Here is a 15,579-nt window from a genome sequence, read left to right as displayed (position 1 = left end):
GCGTATCGGGTTATATTGTCTCTACACACCCGTCGAAGCGTTTCCGAAACATTGACAGTGGTGATTCCCGAAATTATATATCGCCGGTGCTCTTGGCAAACACTTTATTAAGCTCCTCTTCTTCAGGGTGAGCCGAAGAAGATTCTCTGTCACCTCCGAAGCTCCCTCCTCCACCCATGACACTACGCTACGCTTCCACCCTTTTGCTTGCCGGCCTCACATGGGGACTCGCCGCGGTGGCGGCGCCGGCCCAGCAGGCCGCCACGCTTACCGGAACCGTTGAGGACGCGAACGGGGCGCCCCTGCCAGGGGCCAACGTCGTCCTCCTGGACTCCGACTACGGCACGGCGGCGGGCGCTGACGGGTCCTACAGCATCACAGGCATCGATCCCGGGACGTACGCCCTCCGCGTGACGTTTGTCGGGTACGAGACAATCGAAGGGGAAATTCGCTTCGAGCCTGGGGAGGAGGCCACGCGGACCTTTTCCCTTGAGCGCGCCCCCTTGCAAGGAGAGGGCGTAACGGTCACCGTCGGGTCTCGGGCCCGCGACATGGCCGCCGAGGACATGGCGGTGCCCGTGGATGTGTACGGGACGGAAGAGATCCAAACGTCTGGGGCCTTCGAGACCGGACGGATTCTCCAGCAGAGTGCGCCGTCGGTCAACTTCCCGCAGAATACGCTCTCCGACGGGATGGATGCCCTCCGTTCGTTTACGCTCCGTGGCCTGAGTCCGGACCAGACGCTGGTGCTGGTCAACGGCAAGCGCCGACACAAGTCGGCCCTCGTCAACCGGCTTGGGGCCGGGGTCTCGGGCGGGTCGAGTCCGATTGACCTGAACGCGATTCCGGCCAATGCCATCGAGCGAATTGAGGTGCTTCGGGACGGGGCGTCCTCGCAGTACGGATCCGACGCCATCGCGGGCGTGGCGAATCTGCGCCTCAAAGATGAGCCCCTCGATCCGACGATCGAGACCCGCATCGGAGGGTACGCCACGGAGCCCTACCCCAATGACGGCACCACCTACAGCGTTCGTCCGTCCTTCGGCGTGGAGCTGGGCGACGACGGTGGATTCCTCAACTTCTTCGGCGAGTACCGGCTGCGCACGCCGACCAACCGGGCCGGCCCGGCGAGCTTCAACCTGGGGCCTGCCGGGCAAGGTGGGGACGAGATCGCGGACCCGGACGGCGATGGACTGTTCGACATTGTCGACAAGAACAATTCGGTGGAACAGCCGGCCTTCCACTGGGGCGACGGGCGTTCGGAAAACCTGCTGTTCTGGGCGAACGGGGCGTACCCCATTGCCAACGTCACCGCGGAGCAGCCCACCGAAGTCTACGCGTTCGGGGGCTACAGCTACCGGAAGGGGAAGGGGCAGGGCTTCTACCGGGAGGGCACCGACGACGGCAACTGGCCTCAGACAAACCCGGAGGGCTTCCTCCCAAACTTCGAGAACCCGATTAACGACGGCTCGGTGGTCGTTGGGCTCCGAGGGATGCTTGACGAGTGGAATTACGACCTGAGTGCCCAGACGGGCTTCAACTACTTTCAGTACAACATCACGAACACCCTGAACGCCAGCTACGGCCCCTCCCAGGAAGGGAACCAGACTGAATTCTACGCGGGGGCCGTGCAGCTCCAGCAGACGGTCGTGCAGCTGGACGTGGACCGCGGCCTGGAGGTCGGCCTTGCCTCGCCCCTGAACGTGGCGGCCGGCGCCCTCTTCCGGGCGGACACCTACCAGTTGAAGGCTGGGGAAGAGGCCTCCTGGGCGGGCTTCGAAAATCCCCCCTGGGGCATCAACCAGAACGGCGGCACGCCCGCGCCGGGGGCACAGGTCTTCCCCGGCTTCCGGCCGGAGCAGGAGGTCGACGAGACGCGCACCAACGTCGGGACGTACGTGGACCTGCAGGCGGACCTCATCGATCCGCTCCAGGTGAACATCGCGGGCCGATTCGAAAACTACAGCGACTTCGGCTCGACCGTCAACGGAAAGGTTGCACTGCGCTTCGAGCCGGTCTCGCAGCTCGCCTTCCGCGGGACGGCACAGACGGGCTACCGCGCCCCGAATCAGGCGCAGAAGTTCTTCTCGAAGGTCTCCACGACGTTCATCGACAATCAGCCCGTCCAGACCGGAATCTTCCGCATCAACAGTGATGTGGGGAACGCACTGGGCATTCCGGACCTCGAAGAGGAGCGCTCGGTCAACTTCAGCGGCGGGGTCATCATCGAGCCCGTCGATCGGTTCCAGGTATCGGTCGACTACTTCAACATTCAGATTGACGACCGGATCACGCTCTCGGGGGATCTTGGGGAGCCGGGGTCGCCGGGAGAAGAGGCCATCAAAGAGGTCCTCAGTGACAACAATACGGGGGCGTCGACCGCCAGCTTCTTCTCGAACGCCATCGACACGAAGACCGAGGGCGTCGACGTGACCTCCAAGTTCTCGGCGCTCCTCGCGGATGGGGTTCAGCTCCAGCTCCGCGGCGCGTTCAACTGGACAGATACCGAAATTACAGGCGGTCCGCGCAACCCGACGACGCTGGACGAGGACTTCAGCACGGTGATCCTTGCGCCGGACGACCAGCGGGCGCTCACGGAAGGGGCTCTCCCCAACACGACGACGAAGCTGACCGCCTCCCTCACGGCCGGCCCGGTGGACCTGACGCTCCGTGGCGCCCGCTACGGCGAGCTCTTGAACGCGGACGATGACATAGAGGCCGATCAGTTCACACTCGATCCGGAGTACGTCTTCGGCGGCGAGCTCGGGTACAGCATGTTCGAGGACCAGGTGAACCTCGCCGTTGGAGCCCGCAACCTGTTCGACAACTACCCGGACCTGGATCCGAACAAGGGCACCTTCGACATCATCCTGCCCTACAACCGGGCCCACCCGATGGGCTTCAACGGCCGCTTCGTGTACAGCCGGCTCACGATCTCCCTCTAGCAATCGTCTCCTGACGGAGACGGCGGGGCAGAGGGGCCTTCCCCCGGGCCCCGTCGCCGTGCCGGCCCGACACTCCCCCCTCACTTCGAACCGACCACCTTCCCTCCATATGATTGATCTCGCTACGTCCTTTCGCCGATGGGGCCGCCTCGGCCTCGGTCTTTTCGCCCTTGCTCTCGTCACGACAGGGTGTGACGCCTTTATCGACCAGGACCAAAGCGACTCCGCGCCCTCATCCCCTACGATCGCGGGCTACGTCCAGGAGGTGCCGGCATTGAGCGCGCTTGAGGGAGCCGCGGCCGAGGCTGGCCTCGTCAAGACCCTGGACACGGGCGGTCCATTCACCGTATTTGCCCCCCTCAATGACTCCATTTCGCCGGCCATTGACCCCTCGCTCAACCGGCAGGTCGTTGGGAAGGTTGTTCGGCACCACGTCGTGAATGGAGAGGTGACCTCCGATCAACTTAGCGATGGACAGACGGTATCACCGCTTGCTGGGGAGGACCTCAGGATCGGGGTGGGCGAGAATGTGACAGTGAATCAGGCAACGGTCCTGACTCCCGACGCCAACGCGGAGAACGGTGTCGTGCACGTCGTCGGAAAACTGCTGGCCGACGCGGTAGACCGGGCGACGCTGACGCCCCGATTCACGATCTTTGCGCGACTGGTCAAGGAGGCCGGCCTTGCCCCCGCCCTCCGCGTGTCCGGCGATAATGACGGGCGTACGATCTTCGCTCCGACCAACGAAGCACTGCTGGCCGCCCTCGATGAGGACGATAGCGGGGAGGTCGAGAGCGATGAGATCCCTCCCAACGCCGACGAGATCCTGCAGTACCACGTGCTCGACAGCGTCTTCCTTGCCGGAGACGTGCCGACCTCGGCCACGGACATACCGACGCTAGAGGGCACGGACGTGACAGTTCAGCGCTCGAATGGGACGGTTACCGTCAATGGAAATGAGGTGTCCGTTCCCAACGTGGAGGTCGACAACGGTGTCATCCATAGCATCGACACGGTTCTCATGCCATAGCTTCAGCCTCAGAATGGCGCCTTTTCTGGAAAGGAGTTCTGGGGACTTGCGCCGGGTCGTCCATCGAGGACGGCCCGGCGCGTCTACGTAAAGAGACGGTGGAACGCCGGGCCCAGATGGGCGGTAGCAGCCGATCCCGGCCGCATCGACGCTCGTGCCCAACGCTTCCTCCCCGTGTCGCTCCTCAACCCCTTCGCGCTCCTGGCGATGGCGGCGGTGGCGGTGCCGCTGTTCCTGCACTTCTTCAACCTGCGCCAGCCGCGCACCGTCGAGTTCAGCTCGCTGGCGTTCGTGAAGGAGCTGAAGGAGTCGGCGGTGCAGCGGGTCCGCATCAAGGAGTGGCTGCTGTTGGCCCTGCGGATGCTGGCGATTGCCAGTCTGGTGATGGCGTTTGCGCAGCCCACGCTCACGAGCACGCTCGGGGGCGTGGGGGCGTCGGCGCCCACCGCCCACGCGGTCGTCGTCGACAATTCGCTCTCGATGACGGCGGACGGGCCGGGCGGGGCGTACTTCGACCAGGCCGTCCAGAAGGCCCAGGGCGTGCTGGGGACGGTGGAGGAGGACGACGAGGTCCTCCTCTGGCCAACCGCCCGGAGCGGCGCGCGGCGCCCGGAGCCCACCGCGAACACGGGCGTGGCGCGGCAGTCGCTCGCGGAGCTGGAGCCGCAGGCCGGAGCGCGGCCGCTCGCGCAGGCGGTGGGCCGGGCGGCTGAGGCGGCCGACGAGGCGGACGCGCCGCAGGCCGTCGTCTACGTGGTAAGCGACCTGCAGGCCAGCACCCTTGGCGACTCGGTTGCGACGAACGTGCCCGACGGCGTCCAGGTGCAGCTCCTCCCCGTCGAGACGCGGGCACAGTCCAACGTCGGCGTCTCGGACGTGACCGTCACCAGCCGCATCGCCGAGGTCGACCAGCCGGTGCAGCTGGAGGCGACCCTCACCAACCACGGGCCGGACCCGCTCTCCGACTACGTGGCGAGCGTCTACCTGGCGGGCGACCGGGTGGCCCAGGCCACGACGACGCTGGAGCCGGGCCTGGAAAAGACGGTCTCGTTCACGGTCACGCCCCAGACACGGGGCTGGCTGGACGGGGCGGTGGTGACGGAGGACGACGACCTCCCGGTCGACGACCGGCACCACTTTGCGCTGCACGTGCCGGAGGAACGGCGCGTGCTGCTGGTGCAGGGGGAGGGGCAGGACACGCGCTACCTCGACCTCGCCCTCTCGTCCGAGATGGTGGCGGACCAAATTGCCTTCCGCACCACCGCCATCGGCGAGCGCGACCTGGCCTCGGCCGAGCTCGGCCGCTACGACGCGGTGCTCCTCGCGGGGCCCCGATCCCTGTCGAGCGGAGAGGTCGACGCCCTCGCCCGCTTCGTCGACCGCGGGGGCGGCCTGCTCCTCTTTCCCACCGCCCAGGCCCGCCCGGACGACTACAACGCCCTGTTCGGGGCGCTCGATGCCGGATCGTTGCGGGGCTTTAGCGGCGCCTTGTCGGGCGAGCAGACGGTCGCCTCGTTTGGTCGCGTGGACCTGCAGCACCCGCTTTTTGAGGGCGTGTTTCAGGAGCGGCGCCGGGCGGAGGCCTCCGTGGAGCAGCCGGACCTCTACTACGTCATGAACTTTCGCCCGTCGGGCCAGGCGGGGCAGACCCTCATTGAGCTGTCCAACGGCCGTCCATTTTTGCACGAGGTACGTCACGGAAGCGGGCGGTTGCTGCTGTCGGCCGTGGCGCCCACCCAGGCGTGGAGCGACCTGCCCGTCCGCGGCCTCTTCGTGCCGCTTCTCTACCGGTCGGTCTACTACCTCTCCGCCACCACGTCCGTGGCGGGGGAGCAGCTGGTGGCCGGGCGGCCGGCCGAACTGCGCGTGACCGGCGTCCCCCCGGAGGCATCGGTCCGCCTCCACGGCCCCGACGGCATCGAGGTTGCGCCCGAGCAGCGCACCCTCTTCGGAGCGACCCTCGTGCAGGTGGGGGGCACGCTGACCACGCCCGGCCTCTACGACGTGCAGGCCGGCTCGACGCGGGTCCGGCGGGTGGCGGTGAACGTCCCCCCGGCCGAATCGAACCTCCAGGCGGCGGCCCCGGCGGACGCTTCGGACCGGCTGGGGACCGCGACGGGGGCGCCGGTACGGGCGGTGGCCGCGGCGGAGACCGAGGACCTCGAAGAGACGCTCCGCACCCGGCGGGCGGGCACGGAGCTCTGGAACGTGTTTTTGCTCCTGGCACTCGTCTTCCTCGCGGCGGAGATGCTCGTCGCCAGTCAGTGGGCCCCGGAGACGACGTAAGCCTGGCTCCGGCGCGCCGCCGGCGGGGCCGCTCGGGGCCCCTCGTCCCGACCCTCTGCGTCCGGGTTCCCACTGGGGGCGGCGGGTCAAGAAAATTGTGTTCTCCCTGTGGGCTGCGTGCAACAAGCGGGCGCACGGACAGGTACAACCGTATGGAATTTGGTTGAACCAACGGCCCGTACGCCCGGCCGTCGCCCCCTCCACTCGCACATTCTTCCCTCGAAAAAGCCGCTTCCGCCGCGTTGTTTACCCCTGAGCACAAGACCGAAGACGCCGAAACGGCCATCATCGTCGGGGTCATCACGCCCCAGGAGTCGCGCTGGGAGGTGCGCGATCACCTCAACGAGCTGGAGCACCTCGCCCGCACGGCCGGGGCCGACGTCACCGACCGGCTGACGCAGTCGCTCAACAGCCCGAGCCCGGCCACCTTCATCGGCTCCGGAAAGGTGAAGGAACTGGCGCGCCTCACAAAAGAGCGGGACTCCGACCTCGTTATCTTCGACGACGAGCTGTCGCCCGTCCAGGTTAAGAACATCGAAAAGAAGATTGACTGCAAGCTGCTCGACCGGACGGGGCTTATCCTCGACATTTTTGCCAGCCGGGCGCAGACGCGAGCGGCCAAGACGCAGGTGGAGCTCGCGCAGCTCGGCTACCTCCGCTCCCGCCTCACGCGACGCTGGACCCACCTCTCGCGGCAGGAAGGCGGGATCGGCACGAAGGGGCCCGGCGAGAAGCAGATTGAGATGGACCGTCGCATCATCGACAAGCGCATGGCGAAGCTGCGCGAGAAGCTCGACGAGATCGATCGGCAGCGCACGACCCAGCGCAAGGGCCGCGAGGGATACACCACCGCCTCGCTCGTCGGCTACACGAACGCGGGCAAGTCCACCCTCCTCAACGCCCTGGCCGACGAGGACCTCGAGGCCGAAGACCGCCTCTTTGCCACGCTCGACGCGACCACCCGCACCGTAGAGCTGGACTCGAACAAGGAGGTCCTGATGTCCGACACCGTCGGGTTTATCCGGAAGCTGCCCCACCGCCTCATCGAGAGCTTTAGAAGCACCCTCGACGAGGTGCGCGAGAGCGACGTGCTCATCCACGTGGTGGACGTGACGCACCCGAACTACGAGGAGCAGATGCGGGTGGTGGCCGAGACCCTGGGCGAGCTGGAGGCCCGCGACAAGCCGACCCTCGTGGTGTTCAACAAGATCGACGCGATGGAGGACCGGACGCTGCTCCGCCGCCTCCGGCGCAACCACCCGGACGCGGTGTTCGCGTCCGCCCTGCGCGGCATCGGCCTGGAAACGCTGAAGGAAGACCTCCTCGACCTCATCGAGCAGGACTACGTGGAGCGGGTGGCGTACATTCCGGTGAGTGAGCCGGAGGTCATCGCGCAGGTGCACCGGCTCGGCGACGTCATCGAGGAGAGCTACGAGTACGCCGAGAATGGGGGGCTGGAATCGTTGAACGGGGAAGTGGAGGGGGCCCAGGCCGTGGCGCGCATCCGTTTCCGTGCCGCCCCGCGCAACGACGCCCGCCTCCAGGAGGCCCTGGATCCCCGCGGGGCGCTCCGGCCGGCCGCGACCGAAGAGCCGGTCCTGAATGCCTGACCGGCCGAGACGAATTCGAGTCGAGATGCCCTGCGATTCTGGCAGGGGACGTGTTCGGCACGGCGATTGTAGGGGAATGCACCGACGATCCCGCGCCCACGCCTTCCGCTGCGTGTCCTTTTCCTCAAGCCCCTGATCCCATGAAAGTACGAGAGGCGATCCACGCCCCCACCCCCGCCCTCCAGAGCTCCGACTCGGTGGAAAAGGCCCTGGGGCTGCTCATGGAGCATCACGTGCGTCACCTGCCGGTCGTGAACGAGGACGGACGGCTGGCCGGCATCATTGCCGAGGAGCGACTGATGGACGCCGACGGGCCCGCCTCATCCATCGGGGCGTTGCTCGTCGGGCGGCCCGTGAGTGTGCCGCCGGACGCGCACATCTTCGACGCGGCGCGCACGATGGTCAAGCACGACCTCAGCACCGTGCCAGTGGCCGGTTCGGACGGGCAGTACCACGGGCTTCTCCGCCGGCACGACATCTTCGACCAGTTTGCGCAGATGCTGTCCACCCGCGAACGGGGGGCCATCCTGGCCCTGGAGGTCGACCCGCGCGACTACGCCCTGTCGAAGCTCATCCACGTCATCGAACAGAACGAGGCGAAGGTGCTGGCCGTGGCCTCGGAGCTGCCGGAGACCTCGACGGATGACATCCGCATCACGCTCAAGCTCAACGTGAAGGACACCTCCCGCGTCCGGCACGTCCTGGAGCACAACGACTACCACGTCGTGGCGGCCTTCGGGGAGGAAGGCGAGGAGCTGGAGGAGCTGGTCGACGAGTTCGTGCGGTACCTGGAGGTGTAGGGCCGCGATGCGTAATTTGGGCCGCGATGCGTGATTTGGAATGCGTCACCCGTGATGCGCGACGGACATCGCTCCCGCTTCACGCCCTCGCGCACCGGTCTCTTCGGGCGTGTGCTGTTTCTCGCCCCTCTTCTGTTGAAGCCCGTCCCCCCATGAGTAGCGAAAGCCCCTCCGACCCCCAGCCCGACCCCGCCGCCGTGCTGGAGTCCATGACGCTGCTGGCCACCCTGTCGACCGCCGCGACGCTCCGCGAGTCGGTGGCCCAGCGCCGCGCCGGCCGCGACCCGTCGGCGCAGGCGCCCCCCGACCAGGCCGCCGCCCGCCTCCAGAACGCGGGGCAGACGCTCATGGAGCTGCTCATGCAGATGGCCCTGAGCCGCGTGCCGCTGGAGCAGCGCGACGAAGAGCCGCTGCCGCACGCCGTGCGCCACTTCGACCTCCTCATGAAGATGCGTCGCGCCGAGCGCCTCACGCAGGCCATGCACCAGCACCTGCTGAGCCTCTACCCGGAGGTCTCGGAGGAGCTGGTGGAGGAGGCGCGCCGGACGCACGACGAGATCGAGCAGTTCCTGGCCGATGCCCCGGCCGGCGATGCCGGGGAGGGGCCCCACCTGTCGGACGTGCTGGAGCGGGGCATGAGCCTCATCGTGTGGATGCGGCACGAGGTGTGAGGCCATTGAGGAAGAGACGCGTCACTCCCGAAGCTCCAGCACCATCGGGGTCCGTGCGGGCACCGTGAGGGAGTCCCCGAGCGCCACGGTCGCCCCGCTGATCACGTCGCGCCCCGCCGTGTGGGCCTGGATGCGCTCCTCGAAGCGATCGAGGGCGAGGGTGCGCGACTCCTCTGCGTCGTTGAGGACGACCATTACCGTGTCGTCGGCGTCGTGGCGGAAGTAAACATAGGTGTCATCCTGCGGGATGTAGTGGGTGAGGCCGCCGTGATGGACCACATCGGCGTCCTCGCGCCACGTCGTCAGGGTGGTCACGAAGTCGTGCGCCCGGTTCTCGCGGGCCGTGCGGCCCTCCTCGGTGAATACGCTCCGCGCGTCGCCGGGCCAGCCGCCGGGCATGTCGGGCCGCTTCGCGCCGTCGCCCTCCACGTCCAGCATCGGCTGCATCAGCTCGGTGGCGTAGTAGACCTGCGGGATGCCGCGCGTGGTCATGAGGAACGCATACGCCAGCTTGAAGGCGTCCTCGTCCTCGTCCACGACGGAGAAGAACCGGGTGAGGTCGTGGTTGTCGAGGAAGGTCACGAGCTTGTTGGGCGCGGGGTAGACGTGGTCCTGGGCGAGCGTCCGGTAGAGGTCGTAGACGCCCCCGCCGTCGGGGGCGAAGGCGTCCTGCATCGCAAAGCTGAGCGGGAAGTCGGTGACGCTCGGCAGGTCCGAGTCGTAATCGTCGGGGTGGGCCTGAAAGTCGTCCTGCCAGTAGGCCTCGTGGGGCACGGTCGGCACCCAGCTCTCGCCCACGATGTTGAAGTCGGGGTACTCCTCCAGCACGGCCGACGTCCAGCGTGTCATGTAGTCCTTGTCGGCGTAGAAGTAGGTGTCCATCCGGATGCCGTCGATGCCGGTCGACTCGATCCACCAGAGCGTGTTCTGAATCAGGTAGGTGGCGAGCAGCTCGTTGTCCTGGTTGAGGTCGGGCATGGAGGGGACGAACCAGGCGTCCGTCAGCTGCTCGCGGTCGTGGGTGGAGGCGTACGGGTCGATGACGGCGGCGCCCTCGTAGTTGGTGGTGCCATGCGTGTCGAAGTCGTGGACCCAGTCGCCGGTCGGCGGGTCGTCCATCCACCAGTGCCGGTCGCCGATGTGGTTGTGGATCATGTCCATGATCACCTTCAGGTCCCGCTCGTGGGCGCTTTCCACGAGCCGCCGGAACGTGTCGTTGCTCCCGAAGCGCGGGTCCACCCGATACATGTCGGTGGCCGCGTAGCCGTGATAGGCGCCGTATTCGGGGGGCATGTCGTTCTCGAAGATGGGCGTCATCCAGAGGGCCGTCATGCCCAGGTCGTCGATGTAGTCGAGGTGCTCGCGGACGCCGGCGAAGTCCCCGCCGTGGCGCGCGTCGGGGTCGGAGCGGTCCACCCCCTCCAGGAAGCCCGGGATCGAGTCGTTCTCGGGGGCGCCGTTTGCGAACCGGTCCGGCATGAGGAGGTAGATCACGTCCTTGCTGGAGAAGCCCTGGGCGTACGTGCCGGTGCGGCGCGGGCGGAGTTCAAAGCTGCGGGTGAGCGTCCCGGCGTCGTGGCGGAAGCGGAGCGGGACCGTGCCGGGCGTGGCCGCGTCGCCGATGCGGAGGCGAACGAAAAGGTAGTTGGGGTTCTCGACCTCCGTCACCCGGTCCAGCGTCACGCCGGGATGCTCGCCGAGCTGCACGCGGGTGTCGGCGAGGTTGTTGCCGTAGACCATCAGCTCCACGGTCGGGCGCTCCATGCCGACCCACCAGAAGGGCGGGTCGATGCGGTCGATCTCGGGCGCCTGTGCCAGAACGAGGGCGGGGCAGGCGAAAAGGACAAGGACGGCGGCGAGGAGGCGTCGCATGGGGCAGATCTCAGGTGTGGAAAAAGCACGGGCGGCCACCCCTCATTCGCCGTGACCACGACGGCCCACAACGTAGGGCCCTGGCCGAGCGGTGTCCACCGGCCCCCAGCGAATTGAGAACGACTCCACGCGACGGGGCCGTGTTCGGCCGTGGGGCACACCGGCGTCGTGCGGGTGGCGCGCAGGGCGAACCATCAGTCAATCGTTCCGTTACATCTCGACTGGCTGAAAGGCCGAAAAAAGCCCCACGAGCGCCTTCACACCCTTTCGACTGGCTGTCTGTTTTTCATGAGCGAGACCACCGACCTTCCGGATCGCGCAATCAGCGACTACGCGGCGTCCAACATCCAGGTGCTAGAGGGCCTGGAGGCCGTGCGCAAGCGCCCCTCCATGTACATCGGCGACGTAGGCCTGCGGGGGCTGCACCATCTCGTCTACGAGGTGCTCGACAACTCGATCGACGAGGCGATGGCCGGCCACTGCGACGAGATTGGGGTCGAGATCTATAAGGACGGCTCGGTGTCGATCGAGGACAACGGGCGCGGCATTCCGGTCGACCAGCACCCGGCGGAGGACCGCTCGGCCTTGGAGGTGGTGATGACCGTGCTCCACGCCGGGGGCAAGTTCGACAAGGACAGCTACCAGGTGTCCGGCGGGCTGCACGGGGTGGGGGTGTCGGTCGTGAACGCGCTGGCCTCCCGGTTTGAGGTGACCGTCTGGCGCGACGGCTCGGTCTGGGAGCAGAACTACCTGTGCGGGGTGCCGGAGGACCCGGTGCGCAGGGTGCGCCCGATGGAGGCGGGGGAGGAGACCGGCACGCGCATCCGTTTCTGGCCGGACGGGGACATCTTCAAGACGACGGAGTTTCGGTTCGAGACGCTTTCGGACCGCCTGCGCGAGCTGGCCTTCCTGAACGCGGGGGTACGCATCCGCGTCGAGGACCACCGCGAGGAGGACGAGGGCCTGGCCCGCGAGACGTACCACTCGGAGGAGGGGATCATCGGGTTCGTGGACTACCTCGACGAGGCGCGCGACTCCATTCTCGACGAGACGATCTACATCGCCGAGACGGATGGGGAGGTGCCGGTGGAGCTGGCCATGCAGTACAACGACGAGTACAACAAGAACGTCCTCTCCTTCGTCAACAACATCAACACGCACGAGGGGGGCACGCACGTCACGGGCTTCCGGCGCGCCCTGACGCGGACGCTGAAGCGCTACGCCCAGAAGAACGACATGCTGAGCGACCTCAAGTTCGACCTGTCGGGCGACGACTTCCGGGAGGGGCTCACGGCGGTGCTCTCGGTGAAGGTGGCGGAGCCGCAGTTCGAGGGCCAGACGAAGACGAAGCTCGGCAACTCGGACGTGCAGGGCATCGTCGAGTCGCTCATCAATACCGAGCTGGGCCGCTGGCTGGAGGACCACCCCGACCAGGCGGAGCGCATCATCGAGAAGGTGATCCAGGCGGCGGAGGCGCGGGCGGCGGCCCGCAAGGCGCGCGAACTGGTGCAGCGCAAGGACGCGTTTTCGGGGGGCAGTCTGCCCGGCAAGCTGGCCGACTGCTCCTCGCGCGACCCGGAAGACGGGGAGCTCTACCTCGTGGAGGGCGACTCGGCGGGCGGCTCGGCCAAGCAGGCGCGCGACCGCCACTTCCAGGCCATCCTGCCCCTCCGCGGCAAGATCCTGAACGTGGAGAAGGCCCGTCTCGACCGCATCCTGGAGCACGACCAGATCCAGAACATCGTCACGGCCCTCGGGACCGGCCTCACGTCCACCGAGGAGGAGTTCAACATGAACGAGATGCGGTACCACAAGATCGTGATGATGACCGATGCGGACGTGGACGGGGCCCACATCCGGTCGCTGCTTCTCACCTTCTTCTACCGCCAGCTGCGGCCCCTCATCGAGAAGGGCAACATCTACATCGCCCTGCCGCCGCTCTACCGGATTCAGAACGGCAGCCAGGAGATCTACTGCTGGTCCGACGAGGAGATGCAGACGCGCATGGCCGAGCTGCGGGCCGACGGCAACAGCCCCAGCATGCAGCGCTACAAGGGCCTCGGCGAGATGAACCCGGAGCAGCTCTGGACCACCACCATGAACCCGGAGACGCGCAAGATTCAGCAGGTGACCATCCAGGATGCCGCCGCGGCCGACCGGCTCTTCTCCACGCTCATGGGCGATTCGGTGGAGCCCCGGCGCGAATTCATCGAGCGCAACGCCAAGTACGCGACGATTGACGCGTAGGGCGCGTTGCGTGGTGCGCGCTGCGCAGGGACGCAGAGGGGCGGGCGCACGCGACGTGCATCGCGAAGTCCACACTTCTCTGGATAGTGCCCACTGGTCGTGGAAGCACCCGCTCCCCAACATTCTCCGCCCGATTCTCGGGACCCGGACCTGTCCATCGTCGTGCCGGCGTACGAGGAGGCCCAGTCGCTCCCCGAGCTGGCCGACGGGGTGCGGGCGGCGTGCGAGGAGGCGGGGCTCTCGTTCCGACTGTGGATCATCGACGATGGGTCGCGGGACGAAACCTGGGAGGTGGTGCGGGGGCTTTGCGAAGACGACCCGCGAGTCGCCGGCGTGCGCTTTCGCCGTAACTACGGCAAGTCCGCGGCGCTGGCCGTGGGGTTCGACCGGGTGCAGGGGCGCTACGTCGCGACCATGGACGCGGACCTGCAGGACGACCCCGACGAAATTCCGGCCCTAATCGACAAGCTGGAGGAGGGGGGACACGACCTCGTCAGCGGGTGGAAGAAAGACCGCAAGGACCCGCTCCGCAAGACCCTGCCCAGCCGCTTCTTCAACTGGGTCACGCGCCTCTTCTCCGGCCTCCCCCTGCACGACTTCAACTGCGGCCTGAAGGTCTACCGCCGCCCGGTTGTGAAGAGCATCGACGTCTACGGCGAGCTGCACCGCTACATCCCGCTCCTCGCCAAGTGGGAGGGGTACGATCGCGTCGCCGAGAAGGAGGTGCAACACCACCCCCGCAAGTACGGCACCACCAAGTTCGGGGTCGAGCGCTTCGTGCAGGGCTTCCTCGACCTCATCACGGTCGTCTTTCTCACCCGCTACGCCGTGCGGCCCATGCACTTCTTCGGGTCGATGGGCACCGCGGCGTTTGCGCTCGGCTTTCTGGTGAGCCTGTGGCTGTCGTTCGACAAGCTTGTGCTGGGGCACCCGATCGGGGACCGCCCGCTGCTGCTGTTCGGGGTGCTGCTCATCCTGTTCGGGTCGCAGATGTTCACCACGGGCCTGCTGGGCGAGATGATCATCCGGCCGCGCATGGAAGACCCGTCGACGTACGAGGTGGCGGAGGCGACGGGTCTCGCCGACGAGGCGGCCGAGGTGCTGGAGGGCTGAGGGGGGCGGTCAGCGGCGCGTGACGGTGTCCGGGAGGGCGTCGTACAGCGTGCTGACGACGGCGTCGACGAGGCGCTGCTTGTGCCGCCGCCGGGTGACGAGCCGCACGTTGCGGGTGGGCGCCGGGTCGGCGAAGGGAACGACGAACGTGGACCGCTCCGCCTCCGGCATCTGGTGCGTGGCGAGCCGGGGGAGGAGCGTCATCCCGCCGCTGTTCCGGACGAGGCGGACCAGCGTCTCCAGGGAGCCGCTCTCGAACTGGGCGGCGGCCTGGGGGGCGGACGGGGCGCGGCCGCACACCTGAAGCACCTGGTCCCGAAAGCAGTGGCCCTCGCTCAGCAGCCACAGGTCTTCAATGGAGAGGGCCGTGGGCGCCAGCGCGTCGCGGTTGGCGAGGCGGTGGGACGGAGCGACGTAGCCCACAAAGGGCTCCGTGAAAAGCACACGGTCGTGGAGGTCCGGGCCCGCCTGATTGGTGGCGATCAGGGCGGCGTCGAGGGCATCGGTGCGGAGGGCATCGAGAATCTCGGTCGTGGGCCACTCGCGCAGCACGAGGGAGACCTCGGGAAAGGCCGTGTCCAGGGCGGGCAGAAGAAGGGGCAGGAGGTAGGGCGACAGCGTGGGAAGCATGCCGAGGCGAAGGGTGCCCGTCACGCGGTCCTTCACCTCCGTCGCGGTGGTTGCAAGCCGGTCCCGGGCGGCGAGCACCGCCCGGGCCTCTTCCACGATGGGCTCGCCGGCGGCCGTGGGCACCACCGGCTGGTGGCTCCGGTCGATCAGCTCCACCCCCAACTCCTCCTCCAGCCGCTGCAGTTGCCCGCTGAGGGTGGGTTGGGTCACGTCGCACGCCGCGGCCGCGTTGCCGAAGTGGCGGTGCGTATCGAGGGCCACGAGATACTGCAGCTGCGCGAGCGTCATCGAACGGAGGGCCTGCTCTTTGATAGAGGAAAACTATCAAGAATATAGAGGTGATCGATTTGAATAATCAACTCCGGATGCGTACCT

At 67.2% G+C, this 15,579-nt stretch carries 10 protein-coding genes; 8 read left to right on the top strand and 2 right to left on the bottom strand.

Translation table 11 applies throughout. The features are described 5' to 3' along the window. Positions 1 to 176: 176 nt before the first annotated feature. From OJA40_RS05740 to OJA40_RS05715, 6 genes are all read left to right on the top strand, one after another. A complete protein-coding gene (locus tag OJA40_RS05740) occupies positions 177 to 2,945 on the top strand; it encodes a TonB-dependent receptor (RefSeq protein ID WP_208426616.1) in 2,769 nt (922 codons plus the stop codon). Between the two features lie 109 nt (positions 2,946 to 3,054). Continuing rightward, positions 3,055 to 3,975, top strand: a complete 921-nt coding sequence (locus OJA40_RS05735) for a fasciclin domain-containing protein (protein ID WP_208426615.1) — start codon at positions 3,055 to 3,057, stop codon at positions 3,973 to 3,975. A gap of 174 nt (positions 3,976 to 4,149) precedes the next feature. Next, on the top strand, positions 4,150 to 6,261 hold the full coding sequence (locus OJA40_RS05730; RefSeq protein WP_263810106.1) for a BatA domain-containing protein: 2,112 nt from the start codon (positions 4,150 to 4,152) through the stop codon (positions 6,259 to 6,261). A gap of 242 nt (positions 6,262 to 6,503) precedes the next feature. Further along, entirely contained in the window at positions 6,504 to 7,871 is a 1,368-nt protein-coding gene (gene hflX, locus OJA40_RS05725; protein ID WP_208426614.1) for a GTPase HflX, read from the top strand. Between the two features lie 140 nt (positions 7,872 to 8,011). Next, positions 8,012 to 8,671: a CBS domain-containing protein gene (locus tag OJA40_RS05720; protein WP_208426613.1), complete on the top strand. Its 660-nt coding sequence runs from the start codon at positions 8,012 to 8,014 to the stop codon at positions 8,669 to 8,671. Between the two features lie 152 nt (positions 8,672 to 8,823). Then, positions 8,824 to 9,342, top strand: coding sequence for a hypothetical protein (locus tag OJA40_RS05715; RefSeq protein ID WP_263808016.1), 519 nt, complete (start codon positions 8,824 to 8,826; stop codon positions 9,340 to 9,342). Positions 9,343 to 9,363: 21 nt separating this feature from the next. On the opposite strand, the gene OJA40_RS05710 is transcribed toward OJA40_RS05715, so the two are convergent. Next, entirely contained in the window at positions 9,364 to 11,214 is a 1,851-nt protein-coding gene (locus OJA40_RS05710) for a glycoside hydrolase family 13 protein (RefSeq protein ID WP_208425825.1), read from the bottom strand. Between the two features lie 288 nt (positions 11,215 to 11,502). Between OJA40_RS05710 and gyrB the strand changes: the two genes are divergently transcribed. Both gyrB and OJA40_RS05700 read left to right on the top strand, forming a co-directional pair. After that, positions 11,503 to 13,461 (top strand): DNA topoisomerase (ATP-hydrolyzing) subunit B, encoded by a 1,959-nt coding sequence (gene gyrB, locus OJA40_RS05705; RefSeq protein WP_208425826.1) that lies wholly within the window; start codon positions 11,503 to 11,505, stop codon positions 13,459 to 13,461. Positions 13,462 to 13,560: 99 nt separating this feature from the next. Next, positions 13,561 to 14,574, top strand: coding sequence for a glycosyltransferase family 2 protein (locus OJA40_RS05700; RefSeq protein WP_208425827.1), 1,014 nt, complete (start codon positions 13,561 to 13,563; stop codon positions 14,572 to 14,574). 9 nt (positions 14,575 to 14,583) lie between these two features. Here OJA40_RS05700 and OJA40_RS05695 read toward each other — a convergent pair whose 3' ends face one another. Next, positions 14,584 to 15,492 carry a hydrogen peroxide-inducible genes activator gene (locus tag OJA40_RS05695; RefSeq protein ID WP_208425828.1) on the bottom strand — a complete coding sequence of 303 codons (909 nt, stop codon included), beginning with the start codon at positions 15,490 to 15,492 and terminating at the stop codon, positions 14,584 to 14,586. Positions 15,493 to 15,579: the final 87 nt, after the last annotated feature.

The organism is Salinibacter pepae, assembly GCF_947077775.1.
GTDB lineage: Bacteria > Bacteroidota > Rhodothermia > Rhodothermales > Salinibacteraceae > Salinibacter > Salinibacter pepae.
Note: the sequence above shows the minus strand (reverse complement) of the source record. Positions and strands in the feature narration are given on the sequence as shown.